At 61.0% G+C, this 13,064-nt stretch carries 15 protein-coding genes and 1 pseudogene; 9 read left to right on the top strand and 7 right to left on the bottom strand.

Annotation, left to right across the window (positions count from 1 at the left end):
* Positions 1-185: 185 nt before the first annotated feature.
* From GNP00_RS09645 to GNP00_RS09635, 3 genes are all read right to left on the bottom strand, one after another.
* Positions 186-476, bottom strand: a complete 291-nt coding sequence (locus GNP00_RS09645; protein WP_041544795.1) for a hypothetical protein — start codon at positions 474-476, stop codon at positions 186-188.
* Positions 477-615: 139 nt separating this feature from the next.
* A complete protein-coding gene (locus GNP00_RS09640; RefSeq protein ID WP_011582099.1) occupies positions 616-1,989 on the bottom strand; it encodes a UDP-glucose dehydrogenase family protein in 1,374 nt (457 codons plus the stop codon).
* Between the two features lie 178 nt (positions 1,990-2,167).
* Positions 2,168-2,428, bottom strand: a complete 261-nt coding sequence (locus GNP00_RS09635) for a hypothetical protein (RefSeq protein ID WP_011582098.1) — start codon at positions 2,426-2,428, stop codon at positions 2,168-2,170.
* Positions 2,429-2,623: 195 nt separating this feature from the next.
* Here GNP00_RS09635 and GNP00_RS09630 point away from each other — a divergent pair, with 195 nt between their 5' ends.
* The 7 genes and pseudogenes from GNP00_RS09630 to GNP00_RS09600 all read left to right on the top strand — a co-directional run bounded on the left by GNP00_RS09630 (position 2,624) and on the right by GNP00_RS09600 (position 10,288).
* Entirely contained in the window at positions 2,624-3,733 is a 1,110-nt protein-coding gene (locus GNP00_RS09630; protein ID WP_011582097.1) for an SDR family NAD(P)-dependent oxidoreductase, read from the top strand.
* Between the two features lie 35 nt (positions 3,734-3,768).
* Positions 3,769-4,833, top strand: a pseudogene (locus GNP00_RS09625) (NAD-dependent epimerase/dehydratase family protein); the annotation flags it as partial.
* Positions 4,834-4,835: 2 nt separating this feature from the next.
* Positions 4,836-5,951: a glycosyltransferase family 4 protein gene (locus GNP00_RS09620; RefSeq protein ID WP_011582095.1), complete on the top strand. Its 1,116-nt coding sequence runs from the start codon at positions 4,836-4,838 to the stop codon at positions 5,949-5,951.
* Positions 5,951-7,081 carry a CgeB family protein gene (locus tag GNP00_RS09615; RefSeq protein ID WP_011582094.1) on the top strand — a complete coding sequence of 377 codons (1,131 nt, stop codon included), beginning with the start codon at positions 5,951-5,953 and terminating at the stop codon, positions 7,079-7,081. Before GNP00_RS09620 ends, GNP00_RS09615 begins: the two co-directional genes overlap by 1 nt.
* Entirely contained in the window at positions 7,081-8,175 is a 1,095-nt protein-coding gene (locus tag GNP00_RS09610) for a CgeB family protein (protein WP_011582093.1), read from the top strand. Before GNP00_RS09615 ends, GNP00_RS09610 begins: the two co-directional genes overlap by 1 nt.
* Positions 8,172-9,263: a CgeB family protein gene (locus GNP00_RS09605; protein WP_011582092.1), complete on the top strand. Its 1,092-nt coding sequence runs from the start codon at positions 8,172-8,174 to the stop codon at positions 9,261-9,263. Before GNP00_RS09610 ends, GNP00_RS09605 begins: the two co-directional genes overlap by 4 nt.
* A gap of 32 nt (positions 9,264-9,295) precedes the next feature.
* Complete coding sequence (locus GNP00_RS09600; protein ID WP_011582091.1) at positions 9,296-10,288, top strand: UDP-glucuronic acid decarboxylase family protein; 993 nt, start codon at positions 9,296-9,298, stop codon at positions 10,286-10,288.
* Here the strand turns inward: GNP00_RS09600 and GNP00_RS09595 are convergent.
* Positions 10,275-10,649, bottom strand: a complete 375-nt coding sequence (locus GNP00_RS09595) for a hypothetical protein (protein WP_157038100.1) — start codon at positions 10,647-10,649, stop codon at positions 10,275-10,277. The genes GNP00_RS09600 and GNP00_RS09595 overlap by 14 nt on opposite strands.
* 35 nt (positions 10,650-10,684) lie before the next feature.
* Here GNP00_RS09595 and GNP00_RS09590 point away from each other — a divergent pair, with 35 nt between their 5' ends.
* Positions 10,685-11,803, top strand: coding sequence for a DNA topoisomerase IB (locus GNP00_RS09590; protein ID WP_157038099.1), 1,119 nt, complete (start codon positions 10,685-10,687; stop codon positions 11,801-11,803).
* 199 nt (positions 11,804-12,002) lie between these two features.
* Positions 12,003-12,158 carry a hypothetical protein gene (locus GNP00_RS09585; protein ID WP_166015960.1) on the top strand — a complete coding sequence of 52 codons (156 nt, stop codon included), beginning with the start codon at positions 12,003-12,005 and terminating at the stop codon, positions 12,156-12,158.
* On the opposite strand, the gene GNP00_RS09580 is transcribed toward GNP00_RS09585, so the two are convergent.
* Genes GNP00_RS09580 through GNP00_RS09570 form a run of 3 tightly spaced genes read right to left on the bottom strand, consistent with a single transcriptional unit; the run spans position 12,143 to position 13,049 of the window.
* Entirely contained in the window at positions 12,143-12,343 is a 201-nt protein-coding gene (locus GNP00_RS09580; RefSeq protein WP_083764495.1) for a hypothetical protein, read from the bottom strand. The two genes, GNP00_RS09585 and GNP00_RS09580, sit on opposite strands and share 16 nt — an antisense overlap.
* Before the next feature lie 11 nt (positions 12,344-12,354).
* Positions 12,355-12,654 (bottom strand): hypothetical protein, encoded by a 300-nt coding sequence (locus GNP00_RS09575; RefSeq protein WP_011582089.1) that lies wholly within the window; start codon positions 12,652-12,654, stop codon positions 12,355-12,357.
* A 14-nt stretch (positions 12,655-12,668) separates the two neighbouring features.
* Positions 12,669-13,049 (bottom strand): DUF427 domain-containing protein, encoded by a 381-nt coding sequence (locus GNP00_RS09570; protein ID WP_011582088.1) that lies wholly within the window; start codon positions 13,047-13,049, stop codon positions 12,669-12,671.
* Between the last annotated feature and the right edge of the window lie 15 nt (positions 13,050-13,064).

Below are 13,064 nucleotides of genomic sequence, written 5' to 3'. Positions count from 1 at the left end.
TTCAGAAGGTTGCGCCAGATCAACAAGATGAAGGTCGCAATGGTTCCATGCCGCGCATGGACGCACGCCTATAGTGCCGAATGCTGGACTTCCAGATCCATGCCCAAACCGCCGAGCGCTCTCCAAGGTTCCGCGGGCGCCGCGAGCGTAAGGCGAAAGAAACCCTTCAAAAAGGGGAGGTTTAATCAGCGCTGCGTTCGGCCAACCGCTGTCGCGATATCGGTGTAGGCCCTCTCCGCGCCGGGCACATCCTGCCGGTTGGCCTCACGCAAAAAGCGGATCGGGAAGAGCGCGGCCTCGACATTGGCACGCGAAAGCTGCTCAGGCCTCCTCTCGTCATTTGCGAGCGTTCTCTCCGCCAGCGCAAGCGCATCTTCGATCTCGGCCACATCCGCTAGGCCTTTTTGCCGTAAAAGTCGGCAAAGCGCGGCCATGGCCATCAACACACCCTCCATCTGCAAATTTGCGGTGTTCATTGGCGAAGATCCTCATCCTGGTTCAAATGCAAAAAATACCGGCGGAGAGGGAAACGCTCAAACGGCATTTAGGCTCCGCCAGTAAGGCGAATGACGAGGAAGGGGCGATCCCTCCACCATTGAAGGCGCAGGCATCTGTTCAGGCATGGCCTGGAGCAGCGACACGGCGGTCCCAAGTGTCGATTGGGGAGACACCGGCTTTTTGGCGAAGCGATGCGGCCCGGCCGAGACTAAAGTAACGCAGGCCATGCTGGATGACAGAACGCGGCTCGAACAGGTTTCGATAGTCGAACAGCGCGTCTCCCGAGAGCGTTCGCGCGATCCTGCCCAGATCCAGTTGGCGATATTCGTCCCATTCGGTCAGAACGACAACCGCGGACGTCTCTTTGCAGGCGCTGTAGGGGCAGTTTACCCAAGTGACGTCACGCAGGCGTTTTCTCGCATTTGCCATCGCCTTGGGGTCATGCGCGATCACGCGCAGCCCCGCTTCCTGAAGCGCGGGAATGATGGTGAGCGCCGCTGCCTCGCGTACGTCGTCGGTGTTCGCCTTGAAGGAAAGGCCCAGGACAGTAACCGCACTTCCAGGAGTAAAGCGCCCTTCCTTCAGGATACGCCGGGCAAGCAGAAGCTTCCGCTGGTCGTTTCTGGTGATGAGCGTCTCAACGAGCTTCTGGGGGGCTCCGAATTCCCGACCCGTGGCGGCGAAAGCCCGGGTATCCTTCGGGAAGCAGGAGCCTCCGAAGCCAGGACCGGGCAAAAGGAAGCTTTCGCCGATGCGGGGATCCAGTCCTATGCCCCGCGCGACATCGCCGATGTCTCCGCCGGTTTTCTCGCAGAGATCCGCAACATCGTTGATAAAGCCGATCTTGAGAGCCAGGAAGGCGTTAGCCGAATACTTGATCAGCTCCGCATTTCCGGTCGTGGTGATCACCATCGGGACACCAGCCCTTTCGAAAGAGCGATAAATCGCCCGCAGGGCGTTGCGCGAGCGCGTGTCGTCAGCACCGAGAACGATGCGATCAGGCTCCATGAAATCCCTCATGGCGGAACCTTCCCGCAGGAACTCGGGGTTGGATGCAACGCGGATGTCGAAGGCTCCGCGTTCACGCGCAATGATCTCCCGCACGCGGCGCGCGGTGCCGACCACCACCGTGGATTTTATGATAACGGTGGAACCACGCTTCAGATGCGGCGCCATTTGCTGGGCCGCCGCCAAAACATGCGACAGATCTATTCCCCCATCCGGCTTGGACGGCGTGCCGACCGCTATGAAAACCGCATCCGCCTGGGCAACGCTCTCCCGGAGTTGGTCGGAGAAAGACAGGCGCCCTGCCTTCGCGGCGCTACGCATGGCCTCCTGGAGCCCAGGTTCATAGATCGGGATATCAAAATTCTGCAGCCGCCCGATTCGTGCGGCATCAATATCAAAGCAGCGGACATTATGGCCCAAGTTCGCCAGGCAGGTGCCGGTTGTCAAACCGACATAGCCGGCGCCTATCATGGTCATCTGCATGCCGTTCTCCTGTGACGGAATTTCGGGGACCTAACACAGAAGGCTGCAAAGTTGTTCCCAAGTAGAAGAAGAAGGATTCCGATAAGTATTTCCGCAGAAACAGTATTTTATGCTCCGTAAAGGAGCGGGGAGGTTTACCCTCCCCGCAGCCGGCAGCAGGAGAGCCGATAAGCTGCATTTATCGATCGACAAACTTGTTGAAGCGGCTGGTCCCACCGCCTCCGGCTTCCTCCTGGTAAAGAAAAGCCAGCTTCCGCTCGTCGAAAATGCGGAAGAACTCATCCCAGTCGATCTCTTCCAGACTTTCTTCAGGTTCGCCGAAATCGATGCGAAGAATGCCGCCCGGCCCGCCGGTTTTTACCCGTGCCGGGCGTCCTCCGCGCGATTCGGCCCAATTGCGGATCGTGTCATGATCAGTCGTTGTATTCGCCTGCGACATCACGCGGTCCCCATCAAGCTTGGTGTTGCGAAGTGGCGGCTAAGTGGCTGCGCCGCCCATAGCGGTCGAACGCCGACGTCCTTCAAATGTTCCTGAGCGGTCGGTTTGCCGGCTCACCACGTCTACGGGGAACCAAAGCGCAATTTAGTTGTTTGTAGCTCGCGACCCCTCTTCTTCATCACAGCAGGAGCAGCCGTGAGCAAGAAAGCGCTTATTACCGGGGGCTGCGGCTTTATCGGCCGCCAAGTCACTGAAGAACTTCTGGAAAATGGATATTCGGTTTCGGTTCTCGACAATCTGGTTGAACAAGTTCACGGAGAAGCGGCCCCGCCTAAAGACGAACGCGTCGACTACCACATAGGAGACGTCCGGGACCCCGATTGCGTGAAGGCGGCGCTGAAGGGCGCCGATTTCGTGGTGCATCTGGCGGCTGAGGTCGGCGTTGGCCAGTCCATGTACGAGATCGCCCGCTATGTTGGCGTGAACGATCTTGGGACAGCGGTGCTTCTGGAAGCGCTGATCGAGCGGCCGGTCGAGCGCATTGTCGTCGCCTCTTCGATGAGCGTCTATGGCGAAGGCCTTTACCAGACTGCCGAGGGCCGGCGTTTCGATCGTGCCCGCCGGCGCAAGGACAGGCTGACGGCCGGGCAATGGGATCCGGTGGATGCCAGCGCCATGGCTCTCAGGCCGATTGCCACGGATGAGGAGAAGCCTGTCGAACTTGCCTCGATCTATGCGCTTACAAAATACGCGCAGGAAAGGGCGGTTCTGATCTTCGGCGAGGCCTATCCAGTCGAAGCGGTGGCACTTAGGCTTTTCAACGTTTTTGGGCCGGGGCAGGCGCTTTCGAACCCCTATACGGGCGTGCTTGCCAATTTCGCGTCGCGCCTTGCCAACAACCAGCCGCCTTTGATTTTCGAAGATGGGCGGCAGAAGCGCGATTTCGTGCATGTCCGCGACGTGGCGCGGGCATTCCGCCTTGCGCTGGAGAGCAAGACTGCTGCCGGCCAGGTGATCAATGTCGGCAGCGGGAACGCTTACACAATCCAGCAGGTGGCGGAGATCCTCGCCGATGCGATGGGACTTGCGGAAATCAAGCCGGAGATCATGAACAAGATGCGTTCGGGCGATATCCGGCACTGTTTTGCCGATATTTCCAAGGCGCATGACCTGCTCGGGTTCGAGCCGCAGCATCGGCTCGAAGACACGGTCGCGGAGTTCGCTGAATGGGTGCGGGAGACGGGCGCCGTCGACAACGCCGCACAGATGCGCCGGCAATTGGAAGAGCGGGGGCTGGTCTCATGAGCGGGACGAATCCGAATGGTCCGGACCCGTCAGGGAGCGGCGCGGGGGAGCCGGTCGTCATCAGCGGTGGCAGCGGCTTTATCGGCTGCAATCTGGCTGAAAGCTTTCTGCGCGACGGCCATGACGTCGTGGTGCTCGACAATCTGAGCCGGCCCGGAGTGAGCCAGAACCTGAGTTGGCTGAAAGCCGAATTCGGAGAGCGGGTGCATCCTGTCATCGCCGATATACGAGACCTTGAGGCAATCCGGCCCGTGATCGCGAAAGCCCGGGCGGTGTTTCATCTCGCCGCGCAGACGGCCGTTACGACAAGCCTGGACGATCCGCTCGGGGATTTCGCCGTCAATGCAGAAGGTACCTTGAACGTTCTGGAGGCGGTGCGCGCTTCAGGGCGCAAAATCCCGGTCATCTTCGCCAGCACGAACAAGGTCTATGGCGCGCTCGGCGACCTCGAAATGGTCGAGCTTGAGGACAGGTATGTCCCTTCTTCGGCCGAGGTCCGCGAGCGAGGCATAAGCGAAGACCGGCGGCTTGATTTCTGCACGCCCTATGGCTGTTCCAAGGGGGTGGCGGATCAGTATGTGCTCGATTATGCGAAGTCCTTCGGTATTCCGACAGCCGTGCTGCGCATGAGCTGCATCTATGGCCCGCATCAGTTCGGCACCGAGGACCAGGGCTGGGTGGCCCATTTCCTTATCCGCGCGTTGCAAGGGCAGCCGATTTCAATCTACGGAAACGGCAAGCAGGTGCGCGATGTGCTCCACGTGTCGGATGCGGTCGCTGCATACCGCCGCGTGCTCGACAACATCGATGCCGTAAGCGGCCGGACATTCAATCTCGGCGGAGGCGTGCGCAATGCGGTGAGCCTTCGCCTTGTGCTCCAGGAGATCCGCCGCATCACGGGAACGGAACCCGTAGTCGGATGGGGAGACTGGCGAGCGGGCGACCAGTACTATTTCGTCGCGGACACGACCCGTTTGCAGAGCGAACTCGGCTGGAGCGCCACCATTGGCTGGCGCGAAGGGTTGAAGGATCTTGCCGATTGGCTGCGCAAAGCACGCCGGCTGGAGCCACCCCATCACCAGGAAAGGCTGAGCGCATGAACATGTTCCGCGTGCCGGCGCAGGAAGGTCGCCCGCTCGATCAACGCCGGGTGCTTATGACCGTGGACGCGGTGGGCGGGGTGTGGCGCTACGCCATGGAACTCGCCCGGGGGCTGCTCAACCACAAAATCGATGTGGTCTTCGCCGGGCTCGGGCCGCAGCCTACAAGTCATCAGGCGGACGAGGCGAAGCGGCTGGGCAAACTCGTCTGGCTGGACGAGCCGCTGGACTGGATCGCCCCCGACGAAGCGGCGGTGAAGCACCTGCCCGCCAAACTCGCTCACCTCGCGCGAGAAGAGCGCGCCGATGTCCTGCACCTCAACCTGCCTTCCCAGGCAGCGGGCATCGAAACGGATCTGCCGCTGGTGGTCGTCTCCCATTCCTGCGTGGTTACGTGGTGGCACACGATGCGCGGCGAGAAGCTGCCGCAAGAATGGCAGTGGATGAAAGGCCAGAATGCAAGAGGCATGGCGCGGGCGGATGTGGTGGTGGCGCCGAGCGGCATCCACGCACAAGCCATCGGCGAGTGCTATGGCGAGCAGCCCAAGCTGACGGTCATCCACAACTCGATCAGCGCCTTCCTTCACGGCGGGGAGAAGCAGCCGCTCGTCTTTGCGGCAGGCCGCTGGTGGGACGAGGGTAAGAACGGACGCGTTCTCGACGAAGCAGCCGCCCGGACCTTATGGCCGGTGGTGATGGCCGGGTCCACCAAGGGACCGAACGGGCAGGAAATATCGCTCTTGAATGCCCGGCGTGCCGGCGAAATCCCGCACCGGCAGGTGCTGAGCGAGGTCAAGCGGGCGGGCATCGTCGCATCGCCTTCGCTTTACGAGCCCTTCGGGCTTGCCGCGCTGGAGGGGGCGCGCGCCGGCGCGGCGCTTGTTCTGTCCGATATCCCGACCTATCGGGAGCTCTGGGGCGGTGCGGCCATTTTCTTCGACCCGCACGATGCGGGGGCTCTTGCGCATGCGGTGAACAGGCTGGCATCCGATTCGGGGCTTCGCAACGAGCTTGCGGCCAGGGCGCTGGCACGCTCGCGCCGTTTCACGCCGGATATCCAGGCTGGCCGCATGGCAGAGCTCTATCGAGAACTCGTCGACCGACCCATGGCCGCGTGATGAAAATCCTGCTCTACACACATTCGCTTATCTCCGACTGGAACCACGGCAACGCCCATTTCCTGCGCGGGGTGATGCGCGAGCTCGCAGCGCAAGGACACACGGTGCTCGCCTTGGAGCCGGAAGACGGCTGGAGCAGGACCAATCTTCTTCGCGATCAGGGGGAAGCCGCGCTTGCACGGTTCCAAAGCGATTTCCCGGAACTGGTTTCGCTCGCTTACGGCCACGGCTTCGATCATGAGGAAATGCTACACGATGCCGATGTGGTGATCGTGCACGAATGGACTGAACCAGCTCTCGTCGCACAGATCGGGCGCGCGCGGGCAAGGGGCGGCACGTTCACGCTCATCTTCCACGATACCCACCACCGCGCCGTTTCCGCCGAGCCGCAGATCGCGGAGCTTCAGCTCAGGGATTATGACCTTGTGCTTGCCTTCGGCGAGACGCTGCGAGAGCGCTATCTGAAAGCCGGCTGGGGACAAAATGTCGTCACCTGGCATGAGGCGGCCGATACGCGCCTCTTCCGACCGATCGCTGGTGAGGAAAAAAATGGCGATCTGATCTGGATCGGCAATTGGGGAGATGACGAGCGCACCGCCGAAATCAGTGAGTTCCTGATCAAGCCGGCATCAAGGCTCGGCCTGAAGGGCAGGGTTCATGGCGTACGCTATCCGCCCGAGGCGCTTGGCGCGCTGGCGGAAACGGGCCTTTCCTTTGCCAGATGGATCGCCAATCACGATGTTCCGGTGGCGTTTGCAAGGCATCGTGTCACCGTTCACATTCCGCGCAGGCCTTATGTCCACGCGCTACCGGGGATCCCGACTATTCGCGTGTTCGAGGCGCTGGCCTGCGGCATTCCTTTGATTTCAGCACCGTGGAACGACGCCGAAGGCCTCTTCCGGCCAGGTACAGACTTCCTCTTCGCGAATGACGGGGAGGAAATGGCGGCCGAGCTTCGCCGTGTCCTTTCGGACCCGGAGCTTGCCGCCAGCCTTTCGGCGGCCGGGCTTGAGACCATCCGCAAGAAGCATAGCTGCGCGCATCGTGTGAATGAGCTTTTCGATGCGCTCATGCATCAAGGCACATTGAGGGTTCGAAAGCAGTTGGCACGGATGGAGGCCGCAGAATAATGAAGATTGCATTTTACGGATCGAGCCTCGTTTCGTCTTACTGGAACGGCGCGGCCACCTATTATCGCGGCCTAATCCGCCATCTTGCCCAGCTCGGCTACGAGGTGACTTTCTACGAGCCCAATGTCTATGAGCGCCAGCAGCACCGGGACATGTCACCTCCGGATTGGTGCCGCGTCGTCGTTTATGACGGCACGCAGGAGGCGTTGAAAAGCGCCACTGCAAAGGCTGGTGAAGCCGATGTGGTCGTGAAGGCAAGCGGCGTCGGCTACGAAGACGACATGCTGATGGATCATGTGCTTGCCGCCGCACGGCCAGATGCGCTCAAGATCTATTGGGACGTGGATGCGCCGGCTACGCTGGCGGAGCTCAGGAGCAATGCCGGCCATCCGTTGCACCGTCAGCTGAGCAAGGTAGACCTGGTACTCACCTATGGCGGCGGAGAGCCGGTCGTTTACGGCTATCGCGCCTTCGGCGCGCGCGAGTGCATACCGATCTACAATGCGCTCGATCCCGAAACTCACCATCCGGTCGCGCCGGAAGGCCGCTTTACCTGCGATCTCGGTTTTCTTGGTAACAGGCTGCCGGACCGTGAAGCGCGCGTAGACGATTTCTTCTTCAGGGCAGCGGCTATGTCGCCGAAGCAGACGTTCCTGCTCGGGGGGTCGGGCTGGGACGACAAACCAATGAGTCCGAATGTGCGGTATATCGGACATGTCCCGACCCGCGACCACAATGCGTTCAACGTCACGCCGAAGGCGGTGCTCAACATCAGCCGCGCCAGCATGGCGGAGAATGGGTTTTCGCCGGCGACCCGCGTGTTCGAAGCGGCGGGGGCGGGCGCCTGCCTCATAACGGACGCCTGGGTGGGCATCGATTTTTTCCTGAAGGAAGGGGAGGAGGTGCTCGTCGCACGCGACGGCCAGGAAGTGGCGGAAATCCTGACGGGCCTCGATCCAGAATCGGCGCGAACGATAGGAGAACGCGCGCGGGCGCGAATATTGCGCGACCACACCTATGCACATCGGGCAGCCGAAGTGGATCGCATCATCACCAACTTCTTCCGCTCACGACGTGTGGAGGCGGCGGAATGAGCCGGCCGCTGTCCATTGTCATACTGGGTCTGACGCTTTCCTCCTCCTGGGGAAACGGTCACGCGACGACCTACCGCGCTTTGCTGCGCGGACTTCATTCTGAAGGTCACAAGGTGCTCTTCCTGGAGCGGGACGTGCCCTGGTACGCCGAAAGCCGCGACCTGCCTAACCCTGACTTCTGCCGGCTCGCCTATTACAATGCGGTTTCGGATCTCGACCGTTATATTCCAGCGCTCAGGAACGCAGATGCGGTCGTCATTGGCTCCTACGTGCCGGATGGTGCCGCCGTCATCAACCGGGTGGCGGCAATGCAGCCGCGCCTACTTTGTTTTTACGACATCGACACGCCGGTCACACTGGCAGCTTTACAGCGAGGCAAGGAAGAGTTCCTGACGCTCAGGCAGGTCCCGCTTTTCGACATTTATTTTTCCTTTTCCGGCGGCGGCGTTCTCGACCGGCTGGAGAGCGAATTCGGCGCCCGCCGGGCAGAGGCGCTTTATTGCTCCGTGGATGAAGATGCTTATGGGCCCACCGGCGAGGATGCGCGCTGGGATCTGGGTTATCTTGGCACCTACAGCCCCGACCGCCAGCCCGTTTTGGAGCGGTTGCTGATCGAACCTGCAAGAAGGCTGCCGGAGAAGCGCTTCGTGGTGGCGGGGGCGCAGTATCCTTCCGATATAGCCTGGCCGGAGAATGTCGAGCTCATTACGCATCTGCCGCCCGAGGCGCATGCCTCGTTCTACAGCCGGCAGCGCTTCACGTTGAATGTCACTCGCGCCGATATGGTGGCTGCCGGATGGTCCCCCAGTGTGAGAGTGTTCGAAGCGGGAGCATGCGCGGCACCGATCATCAGCGACCGCTGGCGGGGGATTGAGGAGATATTCAGGGACGGCGAATCCATCCTGCTTGCGGATGAAAGCGATCAGGTTGTCTCCATTCTCACCGGCATGGCCGAAGCTGAGCGCGACGCGATAGGGCGGGCGGCGCGCGAGCGGGTGCTGGATAGCCACACAGGGAGGGTCAGGGCGCGGCAACTCGCGGGCATTCTTCGAGAAGCGGGCAACGCTGTGCTGGCGAAGGCCGTTTAACGCATCGACCATCGGGTCAGAAGGAACTCTGAATGGATGTCGTAAGAGGGAAGGCGAGGCGAAAGCGCGTGCTGGTGGCAGGCGGAGCCGGCTTTGTGGGGTCGCATCTTTGCGATGCGCTGCTGGCCGAGGGCTGCAAGGTCGTATGCGTCGACAGTTTCCTGACGGGAGCCTATGCCAATATCGCTCCGCTGGAAAACCATGGGAGATTTCAGCTTATTCGGCAGGATATCTGTAAGCCGCTCAAGCTGGAGGACAAGCTGGATGAGATCTACAATCTCGCATGTGCGGCCTCTCCGCCGATCTACCAGATGGACCCTGTCCATACCCTGATGACAAGCGTGCTGGGCACGCGGAACCTGCTTGCGCTGGCGGAAAAACACGGTGCCCGCTTCCTGCAGGCCTCCACAAGCGAGGTCTACGGCGACCCCGAAGTCCATCCGCAGCCGGAAGATTACCGCGGCAATGTCAACCCGACAGGACCGCGGGCCTGCTATGACGAGGGAAAACGCGCTGCAGAGGCACTCTGCTTCGATCTTCTTCGCCTCGGGCGGGTGGATGCGCGCGTGGCGCGGATTTTCAACACCTATGGACCGCGCATGAAGGCCGATGACGGCCGTATTGTCTCAAATTTCATCAACCAGGCGCTTCGGGGTGAGCCGCTTACAATCTACGGAACGGGCGAGCAGACACGCTCTTTCTGCCATGTATCGGATCTCGTCAGAGGCCTTGTCGCCTTGATGGAAGTGCAGCCCAACCCGAAAATGCCGATCAATCTCGGCAATCCCGGAGAATTCACCGTCAATCAGCTCGCCGCGATCATCAGCGAGAGCGTTCCGGGAGCGAAAGGCGTGATCCATCGTCCGCTGCCGCAGGACGATCCCCAGCGCCGGCAGCCAGATATTAGACGCGCGGAGAAATTGCTGAATTGGTCTCCCCGAATTGCGCTGCGGGAAGGTCTGGAGGATACGATTGCTTGGTTTCGGCTCGCCGACGAAGCGGAGAAACGCACTACGGCTGCTTGACCCAATCCGGCGCGGACACTTCCTTGCGAGCAGCGGCAGCCTCCTCCCGGCTCCGCTTTTCTTGAAGCATTTTCTGGAGCTTTATCGCCAAGGTGAGCAGCTTCTCGGGAACCGGCTCCTTTTCGATCTCTTCCAAGAGCAGGGGGAGGTCGGAAGGCAGTCCCTCCGCCGCCTCGGCGTGCTTCCTGTGCGGCTCTTCACTGCGACTCATGACAACCCCGCAATCCTTTTTCCGCAAGGTTTGTCGCCATATCGCATGCTTGGCAATCGTTGAACCCGGAATTCGCATGGTTTTCTGCCGGAAACTGCTCTTTTTCCATGTTGCTGGTGCGCGAGAGGAACAATCGGCATTGCCGCTCATTAGGCCAGACGCGTCATTCGGTGGGCAGGGAGTTCATGCTGGACGTTCTGGAAAGTTCAAAGATCACGCCGCATGATCCCGTGGAGGATGCGCTGCGGGCGGATCTCACTTATGTCAACGACAGCGAGCCGGGGATCGTAAGGCGGCGTGCCGGCAAAGGTTTCTACTACCTCGCGCCGGACGGTGCGCGCGTGGAGAATCCTGAAACGCTCGCCCGCATCCGTAAGCTTGCCATCCCTCCAGCCTGGATAGACGTATGGATCTGCGTGCGGCCTGATGGCCACATCCAGGCCACCGGTCGCGACCAGCGCGGGCGCAAGCAGTACCGGTATCACGAAGCGTGGTTCACCTGTAGGGATGAAGCAAAGTTCTCGAGCCTCGTTGCATTCGCCGAAGCGCTTCCAAGCCTTCGGGCGCAGGTGGACGGGGATTTGTCCCGCCGCGGCGTTCCGATCGAGCGTGCCATCGCCTCGATTGTCTGGCTGCTCGACAATACGATGATCCGCATCGGAAACGAGACTTACACAAAGGAAAACAAGAGCTTCGGGCTGACAACCCTGCGCAGCCGCCATGTGGAAATCGAGGGTTCGAGCCTGCGGTTTTCATTCAGAGGCAAATCAGGGCAGGAATGGAAGCTGAAGCTGGCGGATCGCAGAATCGCGCGGATCGTGCGTACGATCCAGGAGCTGCCGGGCCAACAGCTGTTTCAATATATGGAGGAGGACGGGGCCCGCCGACCGGTGACCTCCCAGGACGTCAATGAATATATTCGGACCTATGCCGGCGGGGCTTTCACCTCCAAGCATTTCCGTACGTGGGGCGCGACGCGGGCGGCCGCAATTCTTCTTGCCGTCGAACCTCCGGAAACCAGCAAGCGGGGAAGAAACCGGCAGATCAACGCTATCGTGGACCGGGTCGCCCGGCGGTTAAACAACACCCGCGCGGTCTGCCGTCGCTGTTACATCCATCCAAAAGTCATCGAAGCTTGGGAGGAAGGCAGGCTGGCCAGCGAGATGCTGGAGATACGCCGCCGACATCGCAAGCCGCTGAAGGGTTTGAGCGGAGAAGAGTCGCTGGTGCTGCGCTGGCTGCGTGGTAATGGGACCGGTTCTCAACGGAACCAAGCATCCGTCCTCGACGTTGGCAGCACATGAGGACGCGCGAGCAGAAGAATTTTTTTCGCAGCCTCATGGCGGAGCTTCTGCCAGGCTGGATCAAACAGAAGCGGCAAGAACCGCGTTTTCGGCCCCGTGCCGATCCCGCCCGCTCTAGCGGGACCGTGCAAAAGGATCGCCGTTCCTCCACTGAAGAAAAGCAGGCGGCGGAACGCAGGTTTTAGCGCTGGAGAACTTCATGGCCGAGTATTTATGGTTTTTCGCAGTTGGGATCGCGCCTTTTCTGGTGGCGGGGCTGGTGGTCTACGCCCTTCTGCGACGCCGCCGGCTTACCCCTGAAGAGAGGGCGGCACGCGACGAAAAGACCAGAGAGCTTTATCAGGACAGGCGCTGAAGCCTGAAGTCGATCCCGTGAGAGAGGCGGCGCGGCGGAGTTTCGCTTTCATCGGGATTTGGCCATGGTTCTTCGTCCGGCAGCCTTTCGGGATCTGGCTCGCGCACGGGCTCAGGATCGGGAAAGGGTTCTGGTGGCGGTGGGGGAGGTGGCGTGGGATCGGGGATGGGGCGGGGAGTGCTCATCGCATCCTCCTTCAACTCTGCAAAAGGGCGAACGTGCCCGTTATGATCAGCGCGATCCCGGCAATCAGCAGCACGTAAATAAGCAGTGAACCAGGTTCACGCCGACGGGGGGGATCGCCAGGCCTGCGGTTCTCATGTTCCATCCGGCGCTGCTCGGCCGAGGGCGGCGCACCGCTCGCTTCATCGTCGGTGCCGAGGGGCGCTGCCGCCGGGTCCGGATAGCGGACTTTGTCGTTTGTCCGCCCCTCATCGATATCCGCACGCAAGCGATCGGTCGTCGGCGGGTCGGTCCGCGGCTTTCGTTCAGACATTGGTGCTCTTTCGCTCAGGGAGCATGGGGCACGTGCACTACATCTTCTTGCGGCACTGCCTCAATACGCATTCTCGAAGGATCAAAAGCGGCATGCTGGCGAATGGGGGCCAGCTCCGGCGGCGGCTCGTCGTGAGCCCACATCACGTCCTGCGCGGATTCACCGACGGCCTGGACGTTCCAATAGCGAGTCCTGCCTCTGCCGGGCACGTCGCGTTCAGTTCCAGTCTCGGTCAGGAACTCGAAATAGATATCGCGCAAGGGGATGTAGAAAGCCGGATCCTCACCTTCCCGATGGAGGAGAAGCGCGTCCTTTGTCGAGGCGATCATCGCATCGGAGAACATGACGTTGACGGTGCCTCCAAAGGGCTCGACCGTTGTCCTTGAATCGTTCACGGGGCATTTCTCCTT

Origin of the sequence: Chelativorans multitrophicus (genome assembly GCF_011317445.1) — a bacterium.
In the GTDB taxonomy this organism is placed as follows: domain Bacteria; phylum Pseudomonadota; class Alphaproteobacteria; order Rhizobiales; family Rhizobiaceae; genus Chelativorans; species Chelativorans multitrophicus.
This window is presented reverse-complemented; position numbering and strand designations above follow the sequence as displayed.

What these genes read in the sequence shown, in the direction of transcription:
- GNP00_RS09615 (WP_011582094.1), top strand. Translation starts at nt 5,951, where the DNA reads ATGAAAATCCTGCTCTACACACATTCGCTTATCTCCGACTGGAACCAC.
- GNP00_RS09590 (WP_157038099.1), top strand. Translation starts at nt 10,685, where the DNA reads ATGCTGGACGTTCTGGAAAGTTCAAAGATCACGCCGCATGATCCCGTG.
- GNP00_RS09585 (WP_166015960.1), top strand. Translation starts at nt 12,003, where the DNA reads ATGGCCGAGTATTTATGGTTTTTCGCAGTTGGGATCGCGCCTTTTCTG.
- GNP00_RS09640 (WP_011582099.1), bottom strand. Translation starts at nt 1,989, where the DNA reads ATGCAGATGACCATGATAGGCGCCGGCTATGTCGGTTTGACAACCGGC.
- GNP00_RS09610 (WP_011582093.1), top strand. Translation starts at nt 7,081, where the DNA reads ATGAAGATTGCATTTTACGGATCGAGCCTCGTTTCGTCTTACTGGAAC.
- GNP00_RS09580 (WP_083764495.1), bottom strand. Translation starts at nt 12,343, where the DNA reads ATGAGCACTCCCCGCCCCATCCCCGATCCCACGCCACCTCCCCCACCG.
- GNP00_RS09595 (WP_157038100.1), bottom strand. Translation starts at nt 10,649, where the DNA reads ATGAGCGGCAATGCCGATTGTTCCTCTCGCGCACCAGCAACATGGAAA.
- GNP00_RS09600 (WP_011582091.1), top strand. Translation starts at nt 9,296, where the DNA reads ATGGATGTCGTAAGAGGGAAGGCGAGGCGAAAGCGCGTGCTGGTGGCA.
- GNP00_RS09605 (WP_011582092.1), top strand. Translation starts at nt 8,172, where the DNA reads ATGAGCCGGCCGCTGTCCATTGTCATACTGGGTCTGACGCTTTCCTCC.
- GNP00_RS09575 (WP_011582089.1), bottom strand. Translation starts at nt 12,654, where the DNA reads ATGTCTGAACGAAAGCCGCGGACCGACCCGCCGACGACCGATCGCTTG.
- GNP00_RS09620 (WP_011582095.1), top strand. Translation starts at nt 4,836, where the DNA reads ATGTTCCGCGTGCCGGCGCAGGAAGGTCGCCCGCTCGATCAACGCCGG.
- GNP00_RS09635 (WP_011582098.1), bottom strand. Translation starts at nt 2,428, where the DNA reads ATGTCGCAGGCGAATACAACGACTGATCATGACACGATCCGCAATTGG.
- GNP00_RS09645 (WP_041544795.1), bottom strand. Translation starts at nt 476, where the DNA reads ATGAACACCGCAAATTTGCAGATGGAGGGTGTGTTGATGGCCATGGCC.